22 protein-coding genes and 1 riboswitch are annotated in these 22,276 nt (G+C 39.9%); of the genes, 12 read left to right on the top strand and 10 right to left on the bottom strand.

The window, feature by feature from the left end; translation table 11 throughout:
* Positions 1-45: 45 nt before the first annotated feature.
* Both HHO47_RS03885 and HHO47_RS03880 read right to left on the bottom strand, forming a co-directional pair.
* Positions 46-1,599, bottom strand: coding sequence for a tryptophan halogenase family protein (locus HHO47_RS03885; RefSeq protein ID WP_169019089.1), 1,554 nt, complete (start codon positions 1,597-1,599; stop codon positions 46-48).
* A 73-nt stretch (positions 1,600-1,672) separates the two neighbouring features.
* Positions 1,673-4,609, bottom strand: a complete 2,937-nt coding sequence (locus HHO47_RS03880; RefSeq protein WP_248290917.1) for a TonB-dependent receptor — start codon at positions 4,607-4,609, stop codon at positions 1,673-1,675.
* Between the two features lie 541 nt (positions 4,610-5,150).
* Between HHO47_RS03880 and HHO47_RS03875 the strand changes: the two genes are divergently transcribed.
* Positions 5,151-5,366, top strand: a complete 216-nt coding sequence (locus tag HHO47_RS03875; RefSeq protein ID WP_169019087.1) for a hypothetical protein — start codon at positions 5,151-5,153, stop codon at positions 5,364-5,366.
* Between the two features lie 112 nt (positions 5,367-5,478).
* Here HHO47_RS03875 and HHO47_RS03870 read toward each other — a convergent pair whose 3' ends face one another.
* A complete protein-coding gene (locus tag HHO47_RS03870) occupies positions 5,479-6,531 on the bottom strand; it encodes an aldo/keto reductase (protein WP_169019085.1) in 1,053 nt (350 codons plus the stop codon).
* A gap of 15 nt (positions 6,532-6,546) precedes the next feature.
* The gene (locus tag HHO47_RS03865) at positions 6,547-6,978 is read right to left on the bottom strand and encodes an acyl-CoA thioesterase (RefSeq protein ID WP_169019083.1); all 432 of its coding nucleotides are present in this window, start codon (positions 6,976-6,978) and stop codon (positions 6,547-6,549) included.
* A gap of 382 nt (positions 6,979-7,360) precedes the next feature.
* On the opposite strand from HHO47_RS03865, the gene dinB reads away from it, so the two are divergent.
* On the top strand, positions 7,361-8,419 hold the full coding sequence (gene dinB / locus HHO47_RS03860; protein ID WP_169019081.1) for a DNA polymerase IV: 1,059 nt from the start codon (positions 7,361-7,363) through the stop codon (positions 8,417-8,419).
* A gap of 160 nt (positions 8,420-8,579) precedes the next feature.
* Here dinB and HHO47_RS03855 read toward each other — a convergent pair whose 3' ends face one another.
* Entirely contained in the window at positions 8,580-9,011 is a 432-nt protein-coding gene (locus HHO47_RS03855) for an IS66 family transposase (protein WP_432651928.1), read from the bottom strand.
* Between the two features lie 317 nt (positions 9,012-9,328).
* Positions 9,329-9,451, top strand: a riboswitch (cobalamin riboswitch).
* Positions 9,452-9,541: 90 nt separating this feature from the next.
* On the opposite strand from HHO47_RS03855, the gene HHO47_RS03850 reads away from it, so the two are divergent.
* Genes HHO47_RS03850 through ung form a run of 7 tightly spaced genes read left to right on the top strand, consistent with a single transcriptional unit; the run spans position 9,542 to position 15,177 of the window.
* Positions 9,542-10,372: an ABC transporter ATP-binding protein gene (locus tag HHO47_RS03850; protein ID WP_211183600.1), complete on the top strand. Its 831-nt coding sequence runs from the start codon at positions 9,542-9,544 to the stop codon at positions 10,370-10,372.
* A complete protein-coding gene (locus HHO47_RS03845) occupies positions 10,365-11,360 on the top strand; it encodes a FecCD family ABC transporter permease (protein WP_169019079.1) in 996 nt (331 codons plus the stop codon). The genes HHO47_RS03850 and HHO47_RS03845 overlap by 8 nt, the downstream gene beginning before the upstream one ends.
* Before the next feature lie 4 nt (positions 11,361-11,364).
* On the top strand, positions 11,365-11,538 hold the full coding sequence (locus tag HHO47_RS03840; RefSeq protein WP_169019077.1) for a hypothetical protein: 174 nt from the start codon (positions 11,365-11,367) through the stop codon (positions 11,536-11,538).
* Between the two features lie 37 nt (positions 11,539-11,575).
* The gene (locus tag HHO47_RS03835) at positions 11,576-13,078 is read left to right on the top strand and encodes a cobyric acid synthase (RefSeq protein WP_169019202.1); all 1,503 of its coding nucleotides are present in this window, start codon (positions 11,576-11,578) and stop codon (positions 13,076-13,078) included.
* Positions 13,062-13,661 (top strand): cob(I)yrinic acid a,c-diamide adenosyltransferase, encoded by a 600-nt coding sequence (cobO, locus tag HHO47_RS03830; protein WP_169019075.1) that lies wholly within the window; start codon positions 13,062-13,064, stop codon positions 13,659-13,661. Before HHO47_RS03835 ends, cobO begins: the two co-directional genes overlap by 17 nt.
* Complete coding sequence (locus tag HHO47_RS03825) at positions 13,661-14,518, top strand: cobalamin-binding protein (RefSeq protein ID WP_169019073.1); 858 nt, start codon at positions 13,661-13,663, stop codon at positions 14,516-14,518. The genes cobO and HHO47_RS03825 overlap by 1 nt, the downstream gene beginning before the upstream one ends.
* On the top strand, positions 14,515-15,177 hold the full coding sequence (ung, locus tag HHO47_RS03820) for a uracil-DNA glycosylase (protein ID WP_169019071.1): 663 nt from the start codon (positions 14,515-14,517) through the stop codon (positions 15,175-15,177). Before HHO47_RS03825 ends, ung begins: the two co-directional genes overlap by 4 nt.
* A 110-nt stretch (positions 15,178-15,287) precedes the next feature.
* On the opposite strand, the gene HHO47_RS03815 is transcribed toward ung, so the two are convergent.
* The gene (locus HHO47_RS03815; protein WP_054205331.1) at positions 15,288-15,476 is read right to left on the bottom strand and encodes a DUF3545 family protein; all 189 of its coding nucleotides are present in this window, start codon (positions 15,474-15,476) and stop codon (positions 15,288-15,290) included.
* Between the two features lie 190 nt (positions 15,477-15,666).
* On the bottom strand, positions 15,667-16,617 hold the full coding sequence (gene tal / locus HHO47_RS03810; protein ID WP_169019069.1) for a transaldolase: 951 nt from the start codon (positions 16,615-16,617) through the stop codon (positions 15,667-15,669).
* Positions 16,618-16,867: 250 nt separating this feature from the next.
* Between tal and yaaA the strand changes: the two genes are divergently transcribed.
* Together yaaA and HHO47_RS03800 are read left to right on the top strand one after the other, a co-directional pair.
* Positions 16,868-17,647 (top strand): peroxide stress protein YaaA, encoded by a 780-nt coding sequence (gene yaaA / locus HHO47_RS03805; RefSeq protein ID WP_169019067.1) that lies wholly within the window; start codon positions 16,868-16,870, stop codon positions 17,645-17,647.
* A gap of 100 nt (positions 17,648-17,747) precedes the next feature.
* A complete protein-coding gene (locus tag HHO47_RS03800) occupies positions 17,748-18,662 on the top strand; it encodes a mechanosensitive ion channel family protein (RefSeq protein ID WP_169019065.1) in 915 nt (304 codons plus the stop codon).
* A 161-nt stretch (positions 18,663-18,823) separates the two neighbouring features.
* Here the strand turns inward: HHO47_RS03800 and HHO47_RS03795 are convergent, their stop codons facing one another.
* Entirely contained in the window at positions 18,824-20,434 is a 1,611-nt protein-coding gene (locus HHO47_RS03795) for a sulfatase-like hydrolase/transferase (RefSeq protein WP_169019063.1), read from the bottom strand.
* 217 nt (positions 20,435-20,651) lie between these two features.
* Positions 20,652-20,960, bottom strand: coding sequence for a hypothetical protein (locus HHO47_RS03790; RefSeq protein ID WP_169019061.1), 309 nt, complete (start codon positions 20,958-20,960; stop codon positions 20,652-20,654).
* Between the two features lie 677 nt (positions 20,961-21,637).
* Between HHO47_RS03790 and HHO47_RS19260 the strand changes: the two genes are divergently transcribed.
* Positions 21,638-21,787 (top strand): DUF4879 domain-containing protein, encoded by a 150-nt coding sequence (locus tag HHO47_RS19260; RefSeq protein ID WP_248290916.1) that lies wholly within the window; start codon positions 21,638-21,640, stop codon positions 21,785-21,787.
* Positions 21,788-21,821: 34 nt separating this feature from the next.
* Here HHO47_RS19260 and HHO47_RS03780 read toward each other — a convergent pair whose 3' ends face one another.
* Positions 21,822-22,223 (bottom strand): hypothetical protein, encoded by a 402-nt coding sequence (locus tag HHO47_RS03780; protein ID WP_086993870.1) that lies wholly within the window; start codon positions 22,221-22,223, stop codon positions 21,822-21,824.
* Positions 22,224-22,276 lie beyond the last annotated feature (53 nt).

The following is a 22,276-nucleotide window of genomic DNA, read 5'->3' as shown; positions in this document are numbered from 1 at the left end:
CCTAGCTTTTTAAATACGTTAATTCAATTAGTTTAATCAGTTAACTTAAATCGGTTGCAAACCAAACTTTTGAATATGATTAAGTAACTGGCGGTTAGTTGGTAACTTAGCTAAAGTGTGTTTAGCGTCTTGCTGATTATTAGTAAAGTGCTTAATTACTCCAGCCGGCATTTTCATTTCTGGAAACTGAGGTAAGTGTTTCATACCATATAGAATGTATTGATAGCTAGCTGCCGAAAATACCTCTTGGGAGCGATCAAAGTCATTCAACCAAGGGCTTTGATATTGCCACAACGCAAGGTTGGCGAGTAATGATTGTGGCGTTGCACTTTGTGCTCTATGCGCTTGCCAGTACTTGCTGGTGCGTGTTGATAATACATAATGTAGCTTTAAAAAGTCGATGATCCGCTGCCAGCGATAGTGGCATTGTAGGTTAAAGCGTTTTGCAAGCTCTGGCAGGGCATTACGGTGGGTTGGAAAATTTGCTAATAAGTTATTTAAACCCAGCTCTACCATGACTAGCGCCGATGCTTCGAGCGGCTCAATAAAGCCTGCTGACATACCAATAGCAATACAGTTTTTATGCCAAAACTGTTCACGATAACCCGGTGTGAACTTGAGTTCACGTATCGTTAATTCACTGGTATCTAAATCACTTTGCGTGGTTTTTAAATAGCTTATTAGTTTATCTTTTGCGCCTTGGGTTGATTCAAATTTGCTCGAATAAACCATGCCAACACCACGGCGAGTTTGAAGTCCTATATCCCAAATCCAACCGGTATCTTGAGCCGTAGCTTTAGTATAAGAGACTATCTCTTGTTGATCGTTTGCATAGGGCACCTGTACAGCAACGGCACGGTCATTAAACAAAATATGATCTTGCGTGAGCAGTGGTATTTGGTAGTGTTTATCGATTAAACAGCCATGATGGCCCGAGCAATCAATAAATAAGTCACCAGTTATAATACCATGTTCTCGGGTTTTTACTGCGCTAATGTAACCATCTTCATCGTTAATCACGTCATCAACATGTGCAATAACATGATTCACGTTGAGTTTATCAACGCTATGGCGATTTAAAAGCTGAGCAAATTTACCCGCATCTAAATGGTAGCCGTAATTCGCTTGGCTTTGATAATCACTGTGCAAATGGGTTTTTGGCGCTTTGTTATGATCACACAAATATGTTTGACTTGATACCGCATGGCTAAAGCTCACCGTTTGATGTTGCGAAAACCAATAGGGGGCAATATTCAGGTTTTGATAGCCAACAGGTAAGCTAAATGGATGATAGTAATATTCATTGTTTTTACCCTTATGTGAATCATGACACCAACCATCAAACCGAGAACCTTGTTTGAAAGATGCATCACATTCTCGCATAAACTGCGTTTCGCTGATGCCTATAGTTTTTAAGGTTTGGCGCATTGTTGGCCAAGTTCCTTCCCCCACACCTAGGGTGGGCACATTGGGTGATTCAATTAATGTAACTTTCGCGTTATGAGTTAAATGGGATTGAGCTGCAATTAAGCCAGCGCTTAACCAACCTGCGCTGCCGCTACCGATTATAATGATATGATTTATCGTGGAAGTCGCCATTATTAATTACCAAGATTAAGTGTAAATATCGCAGCAAAAAAGCCACATAAAGCGGCTTTTTGACAACAAAATGCTAGAAAGAGTAACGGAAACCGATGTTATATCGAGCGCCATACTGATTAGCACGAAGTAACTGCTCAGAGTAACGAACGTAAGTACGCTGTGTTTCGTCGGTTAAATTTAAACCTTCAAAAAATACCGTAAATTGCTCATTAACTGCGTAGTTAACATTGATATCCCACTGGCCATAGGCTTCAGTGAAAATAGGGGCAGAGTGTTGGTCAAAACCAGTTAAGAATTCGTCACGCCAGTTGTAAGACACTCGCGCAGATAAGCCATCTAAATCATAAATAGCTGAGAAGTTAGCTGAATCACTTAAACCTGGTAGGGCAAATTGGTACCCGATAACGTCGCGGTCTGCTTCAACATCGCCAAATACAAATGTTGCATTGGCAGCTACACCAAAACCGGTGTCGCCAAACATATGTTGTGCAGCAAGCTCCCAACCCCATAAATTAGCTGTTTCAACGTTTGTATCACGTGATACATAGAAGGTCGCTAATGGGTCAGTCGTGTCACCTAAAATAGGAGTACCTGGTTCATTACCGAGGTTGGCATTGATTTGATCGTGTATTGCTTGATCTGTTGGTTGAATACCCGCTTCCGCTAAATCAGCGCGGGCTTGCTCAGCACGTTCGCCAATAAATGCATCAGTAATGTCGCTGATTGTTTCCTCAGTGGTTACATTTACTAAGAAGTTTTCAACCTGTTTACGGTAGTAACCAGTTGATACATAACTGCCTTCACCGTAATAATACTCAAGTGATAAGTCAATGTTATCAGCTATGTATGGTTTTAAATCAGGGTTACCAACGGCTACTTTACGTTGGCCCACTTTAGGGTTACCTAAGAATGATGTTGTTGAACGAAGTGCGCTAACTGGAGGACGCGCTAAGCTTCTGCTGTAAGAGAAACGTGCAATAACATCTTCAATAACTTCAACATTCATATTAAAGCTTGGTAAAAATTCTTTACTTGTGCCTTCACCTGTTGAGAATGAACGCTCATCAGCATAAATATACGACCATTCATTGCCGTTTACCCATTCCATATTAGCAGCTGGGCGCTCTAAGCTGCTTGAGCTTACGTTAGTTTGCTCGTAACGTAACCCTGTTGTGATATTTATTGGCATACCATTAAATTCAGTTTCAAAGTTAGCTTGCATATAAAGTGCTAATGTTTTTTCGCTTATTCTGTGATCATCATCAATTGGACCAGATTGTATTTTACCGTTTACATCCGCAGGCCAACTACAGGCACCTAAACCACCATCAGGGTGATCACAGTCAATGCTTTCAGCAATTGCGGCTATGTCATTAAAGTTTGCATCGTAGTAGTAGTTTAATAGTTTGTCGCTACCGCCACCTGAAAAACCATCGAGTAAACCCGTGCTGTCTACACGAGTAAATAAGCTATCATCGTACCAATCAGCGGATTTAGTCCACCAACCTGCGGCTAGTTGACCTGAGTAAGATGTAGTCGTGCGAAAATCAATTTTAGTATGTGACACACCAAAGTTAATACTGGCTAACGCACCGCTATCTTCATTATACCAAGTACCTTTAAGCTGGTATTGATCTAGTTCGTTGGTGTTTTCGTCTTTACCTACACTGGTAAAAAGGCTACCCATATCACTTGGTAGAATTTCAGCTTGGCCGTTTGTTAAAGTCATATCAATAAGTGGAATTTCACCTTGGCTAAAGTCAGCCGTTTTCTCATCGATATTTATGGTGGAGTTATCACACGAATCGCATGACGTGTTACCTATTAACATAAATGCATCTTGGCCAACACTGCTTGCAGATGAGTTATGTGCATCAAATTCAATGTTAAATGTATCTGTAACTTGCCAATCAATATTAAAACCGAGTGATTTATTTTCGTTTACAGTTTTACCTTGATTTAAATTTGTAGAGTAATCACCACCAACTTCAGTGACTTGTGTATAAGTACCATTTTCGTTGATATTAGCTGCGTTGACGTTACCACCGTTGTTAAACCATAAACCAAAGCTGCGGCCGTCTTTTTCAAATTCAAGTTTTGAGTAGGTGTAATCAACTGTAGCAGTGATGTTATCAGTCGGTGCATATTGCAGCACTAACTGACCATTTGTACGCTTACGGCTGTTATCTGAAAATGCATAACCTGCATTTTGCGGATACCAAGTTGAACCATCAGCACGTTGATTGTTGTCTGTTAGTGCTAAATTTGGAGATGATGAAATATCAACATCAGGGATCCAGTTATCAACCGCCATTGATTGCTCACGGTTGTCACGTTTTTGTACTGAACCAGAGATCAAAATACCAAATTTGTCATCATTAAAAGTATTGCTGTATATGCCTGAGTACTCAGGGGTGATATCGCTGCCGTTTACATTTGATGTGTCATGAACTGCTTTCGCACCAACAGATGCATGCATACCAGGGTTCGATAACGGTTTGGCTGTGGTAATGTTTACCGTTGCGCCAATACCACCGCTAGAAGTGTCTGCACGTGTTGTTTTATACACTTCAACACCACTTACACTTTCGGTAGCGATATCGCCAAAGTCGAATGAACGTCCACCAGTAGTAGGCATTTGACGATCATTGAGAGTCACTAAGTTAAACTCAGGACCAAAGCCACGGACAGTAATTTTACTCCCTTCACCGTTACTACGGTCGATTGATACACCGGTGATCCGTTGTAGCGATTCAGCAAGGTTAGTATCAGGGAATTTACCGATATCTTCAGAAGTAATGGCATCCACTACACCTGCTGACTGTCGTTTGATATCCATAGATTTAACTAAACTGCCACGAATACCTGATACTTGAATAACTTCAATGTCAGTGTTGACTGCGGGCTCTTCTTCGGCGATAGCGGTATGAGGAATTAACGCGCTGATCCCCATAGCCATGGAGAGGCTCATAGCAAGCTGTTTTTTCTTGAAATGTGTGTTGTTCATGCAAATCTCCAGATTTGGTTTTATTTCTTATGTTTATTGTTTTGTAAGCGCTTACATAAGTGTTAAATAAAAATCGCCGAACCCGACTTTTGTTAATGTAAGCGCTTACAATACGTTAGTAGAAAGTAAAACAGTCGTCAATATAATTAATATTTCAATTTGGGTACTGAAAGGTATGTTCATGTAATTAAGAGGAATATTAACGAGTATTTTTTAGTTAGTGTTACAAATGTTACTAATAAATTGGTTTGTTAGTTAATACTACATAGGTTTTCGTCCCAAATTGGAACTTTTAAATGCGTTAAAGTCTGGGTTAGTGATTAATTGCGGGTGTAACGTATGAGATAACTATTATTTATATTTGATTGTATTTTTGTCACTTTAAGTACAACTCTAATATTAACTTAACCTTGTTAATAATTGTATTGTGTTTGTTCAGTGACAATAAATTAGTAACTACCTGAACTCGGAAATTTAATTGATTTAACTGCGATACCCTTTCAAAATAGATTGGCTGCAACATACTTTTAATAGGAAAAATATGAATATGGTACTTCCCTCTCAGTTACCATCAAAAATCGTTTGTATTGGTCGTAACCACGCTGCGTATATTGCTGAGCTTGGTAATCAAGTGGCAGACGAAATGGTGGTATTTTTAAAACCCCCAAGCGCGATAACAGATACCTTGATGAGTACTCATAAGGATGAGCAATTACATTTTGAGACTGAAATTTGTTTTCAAGTTAGCAATGGCTGAGTAAGCTTTAATATCTGTTGTTGATGCTGAAGAGCAAATTCTGCAAAGGTATTGTCAAGAATTTCAATCTAGTGATAAGCCCAAGCATTGATAATGATTGGGACTTTATTGATTAAAATGGCATTGGGTATTGCTTAAATACATTACCAATATCAGTTAGAGCTTGCTCACTTAATTCTATATTGAACGCGGCAATGTCATCTTTTAGTTGTACCAAGCTGGTTGCACCAATAATTGAAGAAGTAACGCCATCAACTTGATCACACCATGCAAGTGCTAATTGTGCTGGGGTTATTTGGTATTGCTGGGCAATTTCAACATACTGGCTGATTGCTTGTTGTGATTGCGCTGTGTCACGAAATAAACCATTACGCTGCACTAGTGTCCAGCGGCTACCATCGGGACGTGCGCCATTTAAATATTTACCACTTAACATACCGCCAGCTAAAGGTGACCAAGGTAAATAAGCAATATCTTCGTGAATACATTGCTCTATTAGATAAGGCCAGTCTTTAGCGTGTAATAAACTAAATTCATTTTGAATAGAGACTATGCGCGGTAAATTATGTTGCTCACTTAATCGTAAAAATTGGCTAATACCCCATGGCGTGTCGTCAGAAAGCCCACAGTGTTTAATTTTACCAGCTTTAACGCAGTCGTTTAAACCTTCAAGAATATCGAGCATGCCCGCTGTATGTTGCTCTGTATTAGCGTCACTAAAACGGAGCATACCAGGCCATTGTTTGCTAAAGTGCGGAGATTGACGATTCGGCCAATGCAGTTGGTATAAATCAATGACATCGGTTTGTAGGCGTTTTAATGATTCGTCAACTGCAGTAACGACTGCTTGACGAGTAATATCGCCGCCATTACGTATCCAATTTAGGCCATTGCCAGCAATTTTAGTGGCGAGTACAATTTCGTCTCGCTTACTTGGATTACGTGATAACCAATTACCGATAATTTGCTCTGTCTTTCCGTAGGTATTTGGAGTGGGAGGAATGGCATACATTTCTGCAGTATCAATGAAGTTTACGCCATGCTCTAAGGCATAAGCAATTTGCTCATCAGCATCTGCTTGATTATTTTGTGCGCCCCACGTCATGCTGCCTAAGCATACACGAGACACATTGAGACCACTGCTACCAAGTGGGTTGTAACGCATAATGATTCCTTACTTTTATGATTCTTGACTGTACTTATGTAATGCAGCCAATAATGGCTCACTTAATTGTGCTTTTTTGCCTGTTTTAAAATTGAACATCACCACTTGCGATGAGCCTAATGTAGTCAAGGTATTTTGTGCTTGGCTAAATACGCTGTAGTGCATCATAAAACGGTCTTTTTGAATATCACTGATGGTAACGCCTACCAACACTGTATCAGGAAATCTAACTGGGCGTTTATAACGGGCGTTATTTTCACTGATCACAGGACCAATACCTGTTGTTTGTAAATCGTTGAGTAAATTTATTTGATTAAAAAAATCGATTCGAGCAGTTTCAAAATAACGAAAATACACCACATTATTGACATGCTGTAAGGCATCCATTTCTCCCCAAGCAACATTAATTGCGGTATGGATAGGATATTGTTCTATAAATGATTGCATATTCGACAGCGCTTTAAAGTAAAAATGTAGATTAGCAATTGGTGCTGTTTAGCTCAAGAAAATTAGGAAAACAGTCGTAATTGGTTTTATTTTAGAGGGGGCTTTTTGGTTATTCGGTGCGAGGTTATTTAATCGTAAAAAATCCTCACAGTAAGAATCATCGAGCTGATGACTTGCTAATAAATCAAACTTAATGAATAATAACTGTTCATTTGTACAGTGCTTGGTTTGAGGGATGAAAAAGTTTATTCATATTGACATGGATTGCTTTTAAACTCTTAGGTGTTACCAGCTGGCATTTATTGTAAGTGCTAGTTCTAAGAGATTATTAGTTATTTTTTCAGCTTGTATAGAGCACATCTCAATTTTTGGATGCGGAGTGATGCGAAAAATAGTGCATGTAGATATGGACGCATTTTATGTTTCTGTTGAGCTCAGAGACAATCCGGAACTCATGGGTAAACCGGTTGCGGTTGGCGGAAGTAGAGCCTCTAGAGGCGTTCTTTCTACTTGCAATTATATAGCAAGACAGTTTGGTATCAAAAGCGCAATGCCTACAAGTGTAGCGTTGAGAAAATGTCCCGATCTTATTCTGTTACCCGGTAGGATGGACGTTTATAAGCAAGTTAGTCAGCAAATTAGAGGTATATTTGAGCGCTATACAGATTTAATTGAGCCTTTGAGTTTAGATGAAGCCTATTTAGACGTTAGCGATTGTAAATTATTCGGTGGTTCAGCAACTTTAATTGCGCAAGACATTTGTCGCACTATTCATCGCGAATTAAATCTAACCGCTTCAGCAGGTGTCGCGCCAATTAAATACTTGGCGAAGATTGCTTCAGATATAAACAAGCCTAATGGTATTTATGTAATTCCCCCCAGTGACGTCGACTCATTCATCGACACAATGGAGCTTAAAAAGATTCCTGGCGTAGGAAAAGTAACGAATGAAAAATTACTAGAAGATAATTTAAAGTTTGGCAAGGACATTAAAGCATCCAGCCTTGAATACTTGTCAATTAAGTATGGAAAACTAGGTCAATTGTTGTGGGAGAGGTGTAGTGGTATAGACAATAGGCCTGTCGTAGTAAGCAGAATAAGAAAGTCAGTTGGAGTAGAAAGGACATTTCCTGAAGACTATTGCGATATTGAGTCATTAGACAGAGTGCTGTTTGATGAACTAGTTCCAGAACTCAAGCGGAGATCCTCTAAATACTTAATCGACAGAGGAATAAGTAAGGTTGGTGTGAAAATTAAATTCTCTGATTTTCATCAAACAACAAAAGATTTTACCGTTGAACGATTAGAGCCTGAAATTTTATCCGAATTGCTCCGTGAGGCATTTCTTCGAGGTAATGGTAAATCCGTTCGTTTACTCGGAGTGCACATTGGTCTATCCGAGTGCAAAAGGGCATCTGAACAAATCTCTTTTGATTGGTAATACCCTCCAAGTATAGAAGCTGAAGTTTTTGCCAGTTTCCCAAACAACCTGTGGGCAGCACTAAATAAACTGTAAGCGTATAGCTAACGACACCTAGCTTTGCTAATGTTCCAAGGTAGCAGTGGCTCAAGGTTATCTGTAAGCGTATAGCTAACGACACCTAGCCTTGCTTAATATTCCAAGGTAGCAGTGGCTCAAGGTTATCTGGCTGCTCAGCAAGGTGCTGTAAGCAAGTAGTGATATAGTCATGCACCACAAGGTCATTTGCCTTTGCGGTTTCAACAAGACTATAAAGTATGGCGCTGGCATGTGCACCACTGCTGGTATTTGAGAATAACCAGTTTTTTCGCCCTATTACGAACGGTTTTATTGCTCGCTCTGCGCGGTTATTATCAATACTGAGCCTGCCATCATCGAGGTAACGCCGGAATTTCTCAAACTGATTTATCGCATAGGTAATTGCTTTACCTAGCGCCATTTGGGGTGGGATTTTATCTTTGTGCTTTATCAACCATTGATACAATTCATCAACGATTGGTTTGGCTTTTTGCTGTCTAACTTTGAACTTTTCATCCGCCGTTTTATCTTTGATGGCTTACCAAATAGTATCGGGAGGACATTGCTTTATGCAGGAAAATCCTCTGGGAATAGCTCAAATAATATTGACTGACAGCTTTCCAAAGGTTATCAAATGAGTTTAAAAGAAGGTATCAATTTTTGGTAAAGCCTTTGGCAAGTAACCCCCTCATGGCGAAAGTATGAGGGGTTTTTATCAGCGAATAGCAACGTAGTGGCAAACGTTACTAATTGATATTGCAAATAATCACACTCATGCACAATTAGTTATTACGCATGCAAGAGTAAGCAACTATTAGATGTTTTTAGCCGTCTAGAAAGATATTAATTGAAATATTTATTCACCCGCCCATAATAGAGCCTTATGTATTTTGGAATGGGGTGTAACTCCTCAACTGTTCCCGCAACTGTAAGTCGCAAGCGCGATAAGTCAGATACAAAATGCGTTAATTTATTACCTATTGAGCGGGCTAACTCTTCTATTATCACCATGATCATAATGGTTTGTAGCGTATTGGGTTTAGCTATTGCTAGCGAGATAACACATTGCAAATACCAGCAGTAATTGATCCCCCTTTACTTGAAGTAACTAATTTATCGTGGTCAGTGGTAAATACCGCCATTTTGCATGATATTAATTTTGCAATAAAACCAGGGCAGTTTATTGGTTTGCTAGGGCCTAATGGCGCAGGTAAATCAAGTTTATTGCGTTGTTTATACCGTTACACTAAACCAGGCTGTGGTGAGGTTATATTTGCAGGGAAAAACATTTGGCAGCTAAGTGCGGATGAATATGCCAAGCAGGTTGCTGTGGTGCTACAAGAAACACCTTCGCAATTTAACCTATCTCTTTATGATGTAGTGAGTCTCGGCCTTACACCGCATAAAAGCTTATTTAGTTCGACGACTAAAAAAGATCAACAAATTATTTTTCAGGCGATTGAGCAAGTTGGCTTGAGCCACCATTTACAGCAATCGTTTGATTCCCTTTCCGGTGGCGAGAAGCAACGTGCATTGATAGCACGTTCAATTGTACAAAGCCCTCAATTATTAATTATGGACGAGCCTACCAGCCACTTAGATATTAAATATCAAATCCAATTAATGGAGTTGGCTAAATCGCTAAATGTAACGGTATTAGCGTCGTTCCATGATCTTAATCTGGCAGCAAGTATGTGCGATGGGCTGTTGGTACTCAAGCAAGGCCGGTTAGTTGCGTCAGGCTCGCCAGAGCAAGTAATCACAGAAAAAATGCTCAGTGAAGTATTTGGAGTGTGCGCTGAAGTATCGCCGCACCCGCAAAGTCAACAATTGCATAAAGTGGTTCCGCGTATTACCTATTTTTATGGTTATGAAGCGGGAGTGAACCATGTCTAGTCATCGCTCTTTGGCTGTTATTGCAGCGCTGATATTCGCGGTTGTGAGTATTTTTGTGGCGTTGAGCTTTGGAGCAGCGCCGAGTAAATTTATTGATGTATACCACAGCATTATTGGTCAAGGGCATGGCTCGTTTATTGAGCGGATCATTTGGCAATTACGCATGCCACGTACATTACTCGCGTTTTTAGCTGGCTCTGGTTTAGCTATAGCTGGTTTAATTTTACAAACCGTAACCCGTAACCCGTTAGCCGATCCTTACTTATTCGGTATCTCATCTGGTGCATCATTTGGCGTAGTGTGTTTTATTACAATCACTGGCGTAAGTGCAGGGATCACTATGTCTGCGGCCGCTTTTGGTGGCAGTTTAGTTACTATGCTATTACTGGTTTTTATAGCTGGACGTACTGGGCGCGGGCAAGTTGAAACCATGCTGTTAGCAGGGGTGGCGTTATCATTTTTATTTAGCGCATTTACTAGTTTGTTATTGTACTTTAGTGATCCACAGTCGATCACGGCTATTTTATTTTGGACGCTAGGAAGTTTTGCTCGCGCTCAGTGGGTAACGCTTTGGTTACCAGCTTTAGTTATATTAAGCTGCACAGCCTTAATGATGAGCTTTCGCCGTCAACTCAATGCTATGCTACTAGGTGATGAAAGTGCCGTGACGCTGGGGATCCCAGTGCAACGCTTTCGACTATTAATGCTGATACTCAGCTCATTGATCACGGCTGTATTGGTAGCGATGTGTGGTGGTATTGGTTTTGTTGGTTTGATGATCCCGCATATAGTACGGTTTTTTGTGTCGCAAGGCACTATTACTGGTTTGATCATGACGGCTTTAGTTGGCGGTATATTTATGGTGTGGGTTGATGTGCTATCGCGTGTTTTACTTGCAAATCAAGAATTGCCAATCGGTGTAATCACATCTGCAATCGGTAGTGTGTTCTTTTTATCGTTACTTTATTTTCGTAAGCGAGCAACGTAACCAAATGTTTAATATACCTAAAGTCACCAATCAATATAGCAGCTTAATTGCGTATAAAATTAATCATAAAAGCAAACACTTTGGTACATTAGGGAAGTTGGAGCAAGGGCATCGACTGATGTTAAACGCACTCGATGCTAAGCCATTGCCGCAAAAGCTGCGCGAGTTGCATTTATAATGGCAGGTCTTACCTTAACATTGAAAGGGCAGTCATGATGAAAACATTAATGGTACAAGGTACGACTTCAGATGCAGGGAAAAGTACTTTAGTTGCAGCGTTGTGCCGAGTATTTGTTGAACGCGGGATCAAAGTTGCTCCATTCAAACCGCAAAATATGGCCTTAAACAGCGCTGTAACAGAGGATGGCGGCGAAATAGGTCGTGCGCAAGCTCTACAGGCGATTGCTGCCAAAGTGCCGCCACGGGTTGATTTTAATCCTATTTTACTCAAACCAAATAGTGATACTGGCGCTCAAGTGATAATTCACGGTAAAGCCATTAGTAATATGGAAGCAGGTGCTTATCATGATTATAAAAAAGTCGCGATGGATGCGGTACTGGTTTCACAACAACGCTTAAGCGAAGAGTTTGAATTATTGGTAGTTGAAGGGGCGGGCAGTCCGGCCGAAATTAATCTGCGTGCTGGGGATATTGCGAATATGGGTTACGCTGAAGCGGTTGATTGCCCTGTAATAATAATTGCAGATATCGACAAAGGCGGCGTATTTGCCCATTTAGTCGGCACACTTGCGCTATTAAGTGAGTCAGAGCAAGCACGAGTAAAAGGCTTTGTGATCAACCGTTTTCGTGGTGATATCGCATTACTGCAAAGCGGCCTTGATTGGCTTGAAGAGTACACTGGTAAACCAGTGTTAGGGGTATTGCCGTATTTACATGATCTCGCCCTAGATGCTGAAGACGCGGTAGCGATAGATAACCAAGTTAGCCAAGCAAAAATTAGAATAGCCGTTTTGCTACTGCCTCATATTAGTAACCACACTGATTTTGATGCACTGCGTTTAAACCCGCAAATTGACATTAATTACATTCGCCATACTCAAGCAATTCCACATGTTGATCTGATCATCATTCCTGGCAGTAAAAATGTTATAAATGATTTAGTCTTTTTAAACAATGAAGGCTGGGGCGAGCAAATTCAGCGTCACTTGCGTTATGGCGGTAAGTTATTAGGTATTTGCGGAGGTTTGCAAATGCTGGGCACAGACATTTATGACCCAGAGGGTGTGGAATCAAGTAAAACACACTGTAAAGCTTTAGGGTTCGCTGATTTTGCCACTCATTTAGGGCAGCATAAAACACTAACTCAAGCTGCAGGTGTGATCCATCTTAGCGGTCAACAAGCAAAAGTCGCAGGCTATGAAATACACGCTGGTTGCAGCGCAGGTCCAGCATTTAAAAAGCCTTTTTTACAATTTACTCAGCATCCACTGCATATTAAGCAAGATGGTTTTATATCAGATGATGATTGTATAGCAGGTACTTACTTACATGGCTTATTTGATAGCAGCGAAGCCACGCAATTAATACTGGATTGGGTCTTACCAAATAGTGGCATTACGCAGTTAAGAGACATAGACACCCATCGCGAGCAGCAATTAACGCGCTTAACCACTATATGTAAAGAACATTTAAATTTAGACAAAATAACGCAAATTTACCAAAACTGGGAAGGAGTTAATCATGAGCGACATACATAACGACAAGCACCAACAGCGCCAACAAAAAGTAAAAGATAAAGTTGATGAACGTATAGCCGCAGCACAAACAGAAAAAGGCGTTTTTCAGGTGATCACCGGTAACGGTAAAGGTAAATCAACCTCAGGGTTTGGCACGGTAACACGTTGTGTAGGCCATGGCATGAAAGCTGCCGTGTGCCAGTTTATTAAAGGCACTTGGCCGTGTGGTGAGCGTAATGTATTGCAAGGCGCAGGGGTTGAATTTGCCATTATGAATACCGGTTTTACCTGGGAGACGCAAAATAAAGAATCAGATACCGCAGCGGCGCAAGCGACTTGGCAAGAAGCAAAACGTATGTTGGCTGATGAATCAATTAATTTAGTATTACTTGATGAAATTACTTATATGATCACCTACGGCTACATTGATTTAGACGAAGCACTTGAAGTGATCGCTAATCGTCCGCCAATGCAATCTTTAATTATTACAGGGCGTGGTGCGCATCGCAAGTTAACTGACTTAGCTGATACTGTTAGTGAAGTGCGCAATGTTAAGCATGCATTTGATGCCGGTGTTAAAGCGCAAATAGGGTTTGATTATTAATGGCTACGTTTAGGTGTGTACTCGTTTTATCGCTGACTCTGTGCTGCTTTAAGCTCGTGGCTGAGCCTAACAAGCAGCAATTAAGAATCGTCGCGCTCGCCCCACATATAGTAGAAAACCTGTACAGCATAGGTGCAGGAGAGCAAATTGTAGGTACTGTGGAGTATGCCGATTTTCCCGCTGCTGCTAACGACATCCCCCGTATTGGCGGCCACCAGGGTATTCAAATAGAAAAGCTACTGGCTCTCAAACCTGATTTAGTTTTAGCATGGAAAACGGGTAGCAAAGCTGAGGATTTAGCACGTATTAAAAGTTTTGGCCTTGATATAATTTACAGTGACGCGAGTGAAGTAGATAAAGTAGCCAATGAACTGCGCCGTTTAGGTGAGCTTACTGGACGTGAGCAATCAGCCGAGCAAGCCGCACTTGAATTTGAGCAGAAAATTGCTGTAATCAAAGCCAAGCAGCAAGGTAAAAATAAGGTTGCGGTATTTTACCAGCTATGGCCAGAGCCGATGATGACGGTGGGCAAAGATACCTGGATCAATCAATTAATCGAAATTTGCCAAGGACGTAATGTATTTGCAAACAGTCGCACAGATTACCCGCAGATCAGCATTGAAAATGTGATCGTAGCAAAACCAGAGGTAATAATATTACCAGATGAGAAATCACAAAAGCCACAAGCTGTGATTGATTGGTCATTATGGCCCGAAGTGCCAGCGGTAAAAAGCAATCAATTTTTGCATGTAAATGCTGATTTATTACACCGTTTTACCATGCGTATGTTGGATGGCCTTGCTGATATGTGTACTAAAATAGACGATTCACGCGTTGTAATTAAGGAGGCACAATGAGTGATTGGCAAGGCTTTTTAAAAACTGAATGTGCAAAAACTTATATGCAGCAGACATTGGATACCGTTGCGCAAAAGCGCAGCGAAGGAGTTGCTGTATATCCGCCAGAGCAGTATGTATTTAGTGCATTTGATGCAACATCATTAAGTAATATAAAAGTGGTTATTTTAGGACAAGATCCATACCACGGTGCAGGTCAAGCACATGGTTTGTGTTTTTCGGTATTACCAGAGGTTGGTAAGCTTCCGCCCTCATTAAAAAATATCTATAAAGAGCTGGCTACAGATATCGATGGTTTTCGCGTGCCTACGCACGGTTATTTACAACGCTGGGCAGAGCAGGGGGTGTTTTTACTTAATACCGTACTGACTGTTGAGCAAGGCCAAGCTCATTCCCATAAACACTTAGGTTGGGAGCAGTTTACCGATAAGGTTATTGCCCATATTAATCAACACTGTGAAGGTGTGGTATTTATTTTATGGGGTGCTCACGCACAAAAGAAAGGTAAAGGCATTGATAGTGCGCGTCATTATATTTTAAATGGCCCGCATCCATCGCCACTGTCTGCGCATCGTGGCTTTTTTGGTTGCCAGCATTTCTCTACAACCAATCAGTTATTAACACAGCAAGGGCAAACAGCAATCGATTGGCAAGTTTAATAATTGTAGGCGGAATATCCCGCGCAGAATATACGTTAATCGAAAAAACAAAGGCCCTTACTTTATCGGTAAGGGCCTTTTAGTTGGTTAGTAGCTATTGTGTTGCTGAATTAAAAATCTAATTCATCAATCGCAATATTGTCTGCAAAAAAGTCTAATTCCTGTAGTTCTTTACGTAAACGTTGCTTATCTTTTAACGCTTCGATTTCGCGCCATTTTCGCTTTTTATTTTTCTGAGAGGTCTTTCTTGTTGTATCAGGACCTTCTAATATCTCTAAAATATCGTCTAGGCTATCCATGAACTTCTCCTATTGAATTTTTTTAACCTCGAAAATACCTATACCACAGGCCACACTAAAATAGAATAAAAAAGTGACATTTATGTTACGGGGAAGTGATGAATTAATGAATTGAGATTATTTTTAGGCATAAAAAAACGCCGCAATAGCGACGTTTAGTTTTTATTAACTAACGAGCCGATAAAAGCGATTACATTGCTTTAAAACGCGCTTCTAGTTGCTCTTGCGCATCAGCAAATGATCGAATACCTTCAGCTAGCTTTTCTGTCGCCATGGCATCTTGATTATGTAACCAACGAAACTGTTCTTCAGTTAAAGGTGCCGGCTTTGGCTCTTTAGCAATATCACTTTCAAGTAAATACTCTTGTGCGCCTTCAAGGTTGCCTAGCTCTTCTAACAGGTTAGGGCTGATGGTTAGTTTATCGCAACCAGTTAGTGCGATGATTTCACCCGTATTACGGAAACTTGCGCCCATAACGACCGTTTTATAATCATGGCGCTTATAAAATTCAAAAATACTGCGTACTGATTGTACGCCTGGATCTTGTAATGGATCGGTTGGTTTTTCCATACCGTTAGCAACGTGCCAATCTAAAATACGGCCAACAAATGGGGAAATCAAAAATACGTTAGCATCGGCGCAAGCACGGGCTTGGGCATCACTAAATAGCAGCGTTAGGTTACACTTAGTGCCTTCTTTTTCAAGTTGCTCAGCGGCTTTAATACCTTCCCACGTTGAGGCAACTTTAATTAAGATCCTATCTTTGCTCACACCTTCTTTTTCATAAAGGCTTAGTAATGTGCGTGCTTTAGCGATTGTTGCTTGAGTATCAAATGATAAACGTGCATCAACTTCTGTTGAAATATAACCCGGCACAATGTCACTGATCTCTTTACCTAGCAATACAGCAAAGTAGTCACAGGCTAGTTCTAATTGTTTAGCAGCGTCTTGCTCGGTTTCTTTAGCATAACTCCACGCTTTATCTAAATACGGCTTATAGGCTTTAATCTCACTGGCTTTTAATAGCAATGAAGGGTTAGTTGTTGCATCTTCCGGTTGGTGCTTTTTAATCGCTTCAATATCACCAGTGTCGGCCACGATAGATGAATGTTGTTTGAGCCTTTGTAGAGCTGAAGTCATTTGCTTTCCTCATTCCAAGCAAGTTAAAAGAAAATCTACTGTAACTACCTTATACTGCAGCACTGTGACAGCGCTTAATAGGTCTTATGTCCGTATCAGTGAAGAACGAAGGTGCATAGCATAATTTACTGTGCTGATAAGGTAGGTATCATACCAATCAATTCTAACTAATTGATATAAACAAAACGTGCTTTTTGTTTCATTTAATGTTGAAATTGACATTAAATAATTTCCAAGTCAATAGCTAACTATGATCACTGTTATTTCACCTGCAAAAAATTTAGATTTCGAGAGCCAACCAAGCACTGATAAATTCACGCAACCTGAGTTACTTGAGCACAGCGAAGAGTTGATGACGGTGTGCCGCGAATTAACGCCGGCACAAATTGGCAGTTTAATGAAAATTAGCGATAAACTAGCGGGACTTAATGCAGCTCGCTTTAGTGAATGGTCGCAACCGTTTACTACCGACAACGCGAAACAAGCCGTGATGGCTTTTAATGGCGATGTATATGGTGGTTTAGATGCAAACAGCTTAACCGCCGGGCAACTTGATTACGCACAAAGTCACCTACGTATTTTGTCAGGCCTATATGGGTTATTAAAACCACTGGATTTAATGCAAGCGTATCGCTTAGAAATGGGTACTAAGCTTGATAACAGCCGTGGTAAAAACTTGTATGAATTTTGGGGCAGTATTATTGCTGATAAACTCAATACAGTACTTGCAGAGCAAGATAGCCAATATTTAGTAAATTTAGCATCAAATGAATATTTTAAAGCGGTTGATAAAAAAGCCTTAAACACACAAATCATTACTCCACACTTTAAAGACTGTAAAAACGGCCAATATAAAATTATCAGCTTTTACGCTAAAAAAGCTCGTGGCTTGATGGCTCGCTACATTATTGAGAATAAAGTTACCCAGTTAAGCGATTTAAAAAAGTTTACTGTTGATGGTTACTACTACAGCAGCGAAGCGACCCAAAAAGAGCTTGAGCCAGTATTTTTAAGAGATGAACAAAACTAGTTATTAATATGTTTAAAAGGCATGCAATGCATGGCTTTTTAGTTTTGGCGCTTTTTTTGCAGTAACCTGACACTATTTATAAAACAATCAAGGTTAAGCAATGCTAAAAATGCCTTCTATCAGCGATGCCGAAAAACTTATTGAAGAAAAACTCGGTGGCTGGTTTGATGTCGTAATAAGTCACATACCTAATTTTATAGTGGCGGTGATCATCGCCATTGTTTTTTCCATTCTAGCGCGCTTTTTAGGCTCAATGATGCGTAATGTTTTACGCCGTTCACTGGACTCTAAACAAATTGCCGACTTAATGGCCTCAATTTTCAAAATGATTATATTGTGCGTGGGATTATTTGTTGCCCTCGATTTTATGGGGTTAAAAGGCACTGTAACGTCATTATTGGCTGGTGCTGGGATTGTTGGTCTAGCAATTGGTTTTGCCTTTCAAGATATGACCGAGAACTTAATCGCTGGTATTGCGATGGGTATTCGCAAACCCTTTAAAACCGGCGATGTTATAAAAACTGATGATGTGTTTGGTAATGTGCGCTCAATAAATTTGCGTAACACGCTTATCGAAAACTTTTATGGGCAATTGATTTTAGTACCTAATAAAATACTTTTTCGTAATGTATTACGTAATTACAGTACCTTAGGTGTACGCCGCATTGAAGTGCCGGTGGGCATTTCATATGGCGATGACCCAGAGCTAGCTGCCAAGGTGATAGTTAAAAAAATCAATGAATTTGATTTTGTAATTAAACAAGATGAAACGGCTGTTTATGCTGAAGCGTTTGGCGATAGCAGTGTCAATCTATTGGTGTGGTTTTGGATTAAATACCCTGGTGAGGCCGATTTTATGACTGTACGTCATAAAGCAATCGTGGCAGTCAAACAAGCGCTGACTGACGCTGATATTAGTATTCCATTCCCTATTCGCACCCTTGATTTTGGTATTAAAGGCGGTGAAAAACTCGATGCGATGATCAGTGAAAAGCATCAGCACCCAGAGCAATAAATGGCACTATCAACAGGTAATATTTACCTGTTGATAGTGCTAATTTACACAAATATACAGCTGGTAATACAGTTGTAGGTTTGCGCATAATAACCAGTAAAAGGCAGTGGTCATAATTTAGTTGTCGCTAGCCGCTCTATGAGCGGCTGAACACAAAGGGACTACTTTGAAAATTCTGGACAAGTTTTATCTTGTATTTGCTTTAAATCGTATTGCATAAAGCCTGCCTCGCCAAATATATCGGTGCCGTTTAAGTAATACTTACCTTGCTCTTCGTTCGGGTTTTTAATGTCATAACCTAATACTTTAGCCACTTGCTGACTAATTAAATAATGGTTCGGCATACAGCCTAATTCTTTTTTAATCCGGGCTATTTCATCTTTTGGAATATCAACACCGTAAAACATAAATGGTACTCGGGCGATATCCAGATCGACAGCGTTATGTCCAAAACGGCCATCTTGACCTGTCAGTTCGCCATGATCTGGTGTAAAAAAAATGTATGTTGGTTTACCAGAATCTTTAAAGAATTCATATATGTTAGCTATCACTTTTTGTGTGTACAGTACTGAGTTATCGTAGCTATTCAACATGTACTTTTCATAGGGTTGCTCATCAACTGGGTACACTGCTTGAGTTTTAGGGTAGTTTGCTACATAAGGTGCATGAGCGCTGCGCATATGTAACGTAATAAATTGAGGCTTATTATAATCAAGATCCATAGACTTAAGTTCGAGTAATAGACGGTCATCATACCCACCATTGAACTGATCTAAATGCTTATCTTCTTTCCAAGTATCAATATCCCCAAGAGAGAACGCATAGGTTAAACCTCCTGCATTTTTTTGTGTTGTAATGTAGTGGGTTGCAAAGCCTTGACGCTTTGCTAAACGAAACAAAGCAGTGTCCATTTTACTGATATGGGCAGCATTATTAGGCTCATATACGGTGTTAAAAAATAGGCTAAGAGAAACTCGTGTCGAAACAGCACTTGAAATTGCAGGCAAGTAAAAGAAAGAAGGGTCTTGTTTATACGGCATTAAATCTGGCGTTGTATCTCTTTTATAACCATATAAACCCATATTGTAATAACTCAGGCTTTCACCCATTAAAATTACAATATTTGCATCAGCAGGTTCGCTTTTGTTCAATTCATAAGGCTGATAGCTAGGCATTTCTTTACGTAATCCCAGAATTATTTTTAACTGGCGAGCACTAAAGAATGACACACTGTATAGGCCATTTTTCATAGCTGAGTGTGCAATATTTGGCTGGTATTTTTGAGAGCTCTTAGAATCTAAAGACTGTAAAAATGGTAACATGAGCAATAATACAAACAACACACAGATATAAGGCACGGTAAAACTGGTTTTGTGATATTTATTATAGGTGAAATACGCTAAGCCATAAAATGCCATGGATAAAAAGAATATTGGTAGCATAAATTTCAAACCATCAGCAAAGCCAATCAGTGCGTCATGCATTTCCCCCATCATTAGCACCATATCAAAAGCACTGTAAAAACCGCCAAAGTATTGGAAATACATCAGTTCAGTGGCCTGCATTAAGGCCATTATCAGTAATACAATATTGTTAAGTTTAGGGGTGCGGCTTAACAGCATGAAGAGCATCAACAGTAAGGTAATGACAATACTTTTGAAGTTATAGCCGGCCAAGTAGTTATGATTAAACAAGCCATAAATGACATCCGGCATCAGTGCGAATGCCCATAAGGCTAAAAGCGTTAAGATCGTATGTTTAAATTGTTGCACATGCAGTTCCACTATTCAGATTTGCAGGTATTGTAATAAAAATTACATATAAAGGCATGAGTATTAAAAATAATGTATGAATTTTAACTATTAGGTTTTATATATCTTCTTTATTTAGCGCAGCCTACAGCAGGCTCACACGTTGGTAATTTGCTTTTGATGGAGTAATTCTGACCAACAAAAAGGTCGCATCACACTAAAACGGTTTGATTGATGATTACTCATCAGGCCCGTTGAGAGTGAAAACTAAATGCTTGCGCATGTCTTTTAAAATAACGCCTTTTTTGAGCATTGCACCACTTAAACGTTTTTGCCACTTTAATAAGTCAGGCTCCGCCGCTGTTAATGTTTGCTGATCCTCAAATTGAAAACACATTAGTAAAGAACCTGGGAACAAGTGATATTCCACATCAAACCAGCATTGCAGCATGCCAGGGAGTTCTTTACGGCCTTGATCTTCAATAACATCAGCAACTTTTAGTACCAGTGCTTGTTGCTTTATTTGCACTGCAGAGAGTTTTTTCATCGATTTAATCCAATTAGAGGCCAAAGACATAGCAGAAGAGCGGATTATAACCGATCCCGACAGTATGCCAAGCAAGGGCTATTACTTAATGGCCTAGCTTCAATGAATTTAAATAGCATCAACATCACAGAAATAGTTGAGCAAACCAAGGCTCAATTGATACTCCTGCGCTAAATGCAGACACAAAAGCGCGATATATACCCAAACCAGGTACTGTATTCTGCTTGCCACATTGGCTCAAAAAGCTGAGCTATCAAAAGTGATAGTGACCAAACTTACTCAGATGTTCCCGCATATCGATAACATTGCGATGAATGTGAGTGACTTTGAAAAGGCCACTTATTGTAATAAAAATCAACTCGAAAATAAGGAAGTATAATACGTGATCAAGCTCAGGTCATTTCAGCCAAACGATGTCTTATTGCTTGTTAAGTATCTTAATAATTTACAAGTTACTCACTTTTTATCATCGAAAATACCTAGCCCATATACTGAAGAGGATGCGCGCTGGTGGATTGAAAAAGGCTGCATATTAAGTAACGATTGAACTCGATGGGCAATGTGTTGGTTGGTTGCAGTTCTGCAGTATGGATATGGCAATGTTAATGATGCTAGTTTTGGTGGGCAAGTTAAGCCACCTACGGAAACAGAGAACCTTTGCGGGACTTTAAACGTTGATGTTCATACCTGCTCACCCGGAAGAGACAGTAACTGGATTTCTTTATTATTTCGATTTTTATGGTCCTCAAAATGGTCAATTTACAGTGTCTTCAAGTTCAATAGCTTCTCCTTTTGGTTATTGGAGTGATTCTATAATTATTTTATAAAAAGAATAGATGTAGATGTGAGGCCATACTTGAATTACGCTCTCACATCTATTTTAGGTGGTAATATATATCCTTGGTAGCTTTTAAGTGCCGATAGAATTTCTTCATAGTTTGTCGTAGGTTCACCAATACTATTTTTATACTCAATTCTTCTTTCTAAAAACCCTAAGTAATCTTTGTTTTCCACACCTTTTAAAGTACTACCATCAAATTCGAATTTTTCAAAAGGTATAAATTGCCAAACACGATCATCACCTGTCGCTTTAGCTAAATCCCTAATTTCTCCACTTGATATGTTTCTCATATCGAGGCCTTTGGGCTCTTCTTTCGTTACTTTTGCACTCGATGGCAATTCACTGCCGTCTTTTGGAGGCATTTTAGGTTGCTGAACTTCTTGATATTGACTGTAAATAGCTGTTTGATTACCGATTATCATCGTGAACATCCTTATTGCTGGTTTTAAGTATATAAAACTAGCAATAAGGATGC

It is taken from the genome of Pseudoalteromonas arctica (assembly GCF_012927645.1).
GTDB classification, from domain to species: domain Bacteria; phylum Pseudomonadota; class Gammaproteobacteria; order Enterobacterales; family Alteromonadaceae; genus Pseudoalteromonas; species Pseudoalteromonas arctica_A.
Note: the sequence above shows the minus strand (reverse complement) of the source record. Positions and strands in the feature narration are given on the sequence as shown.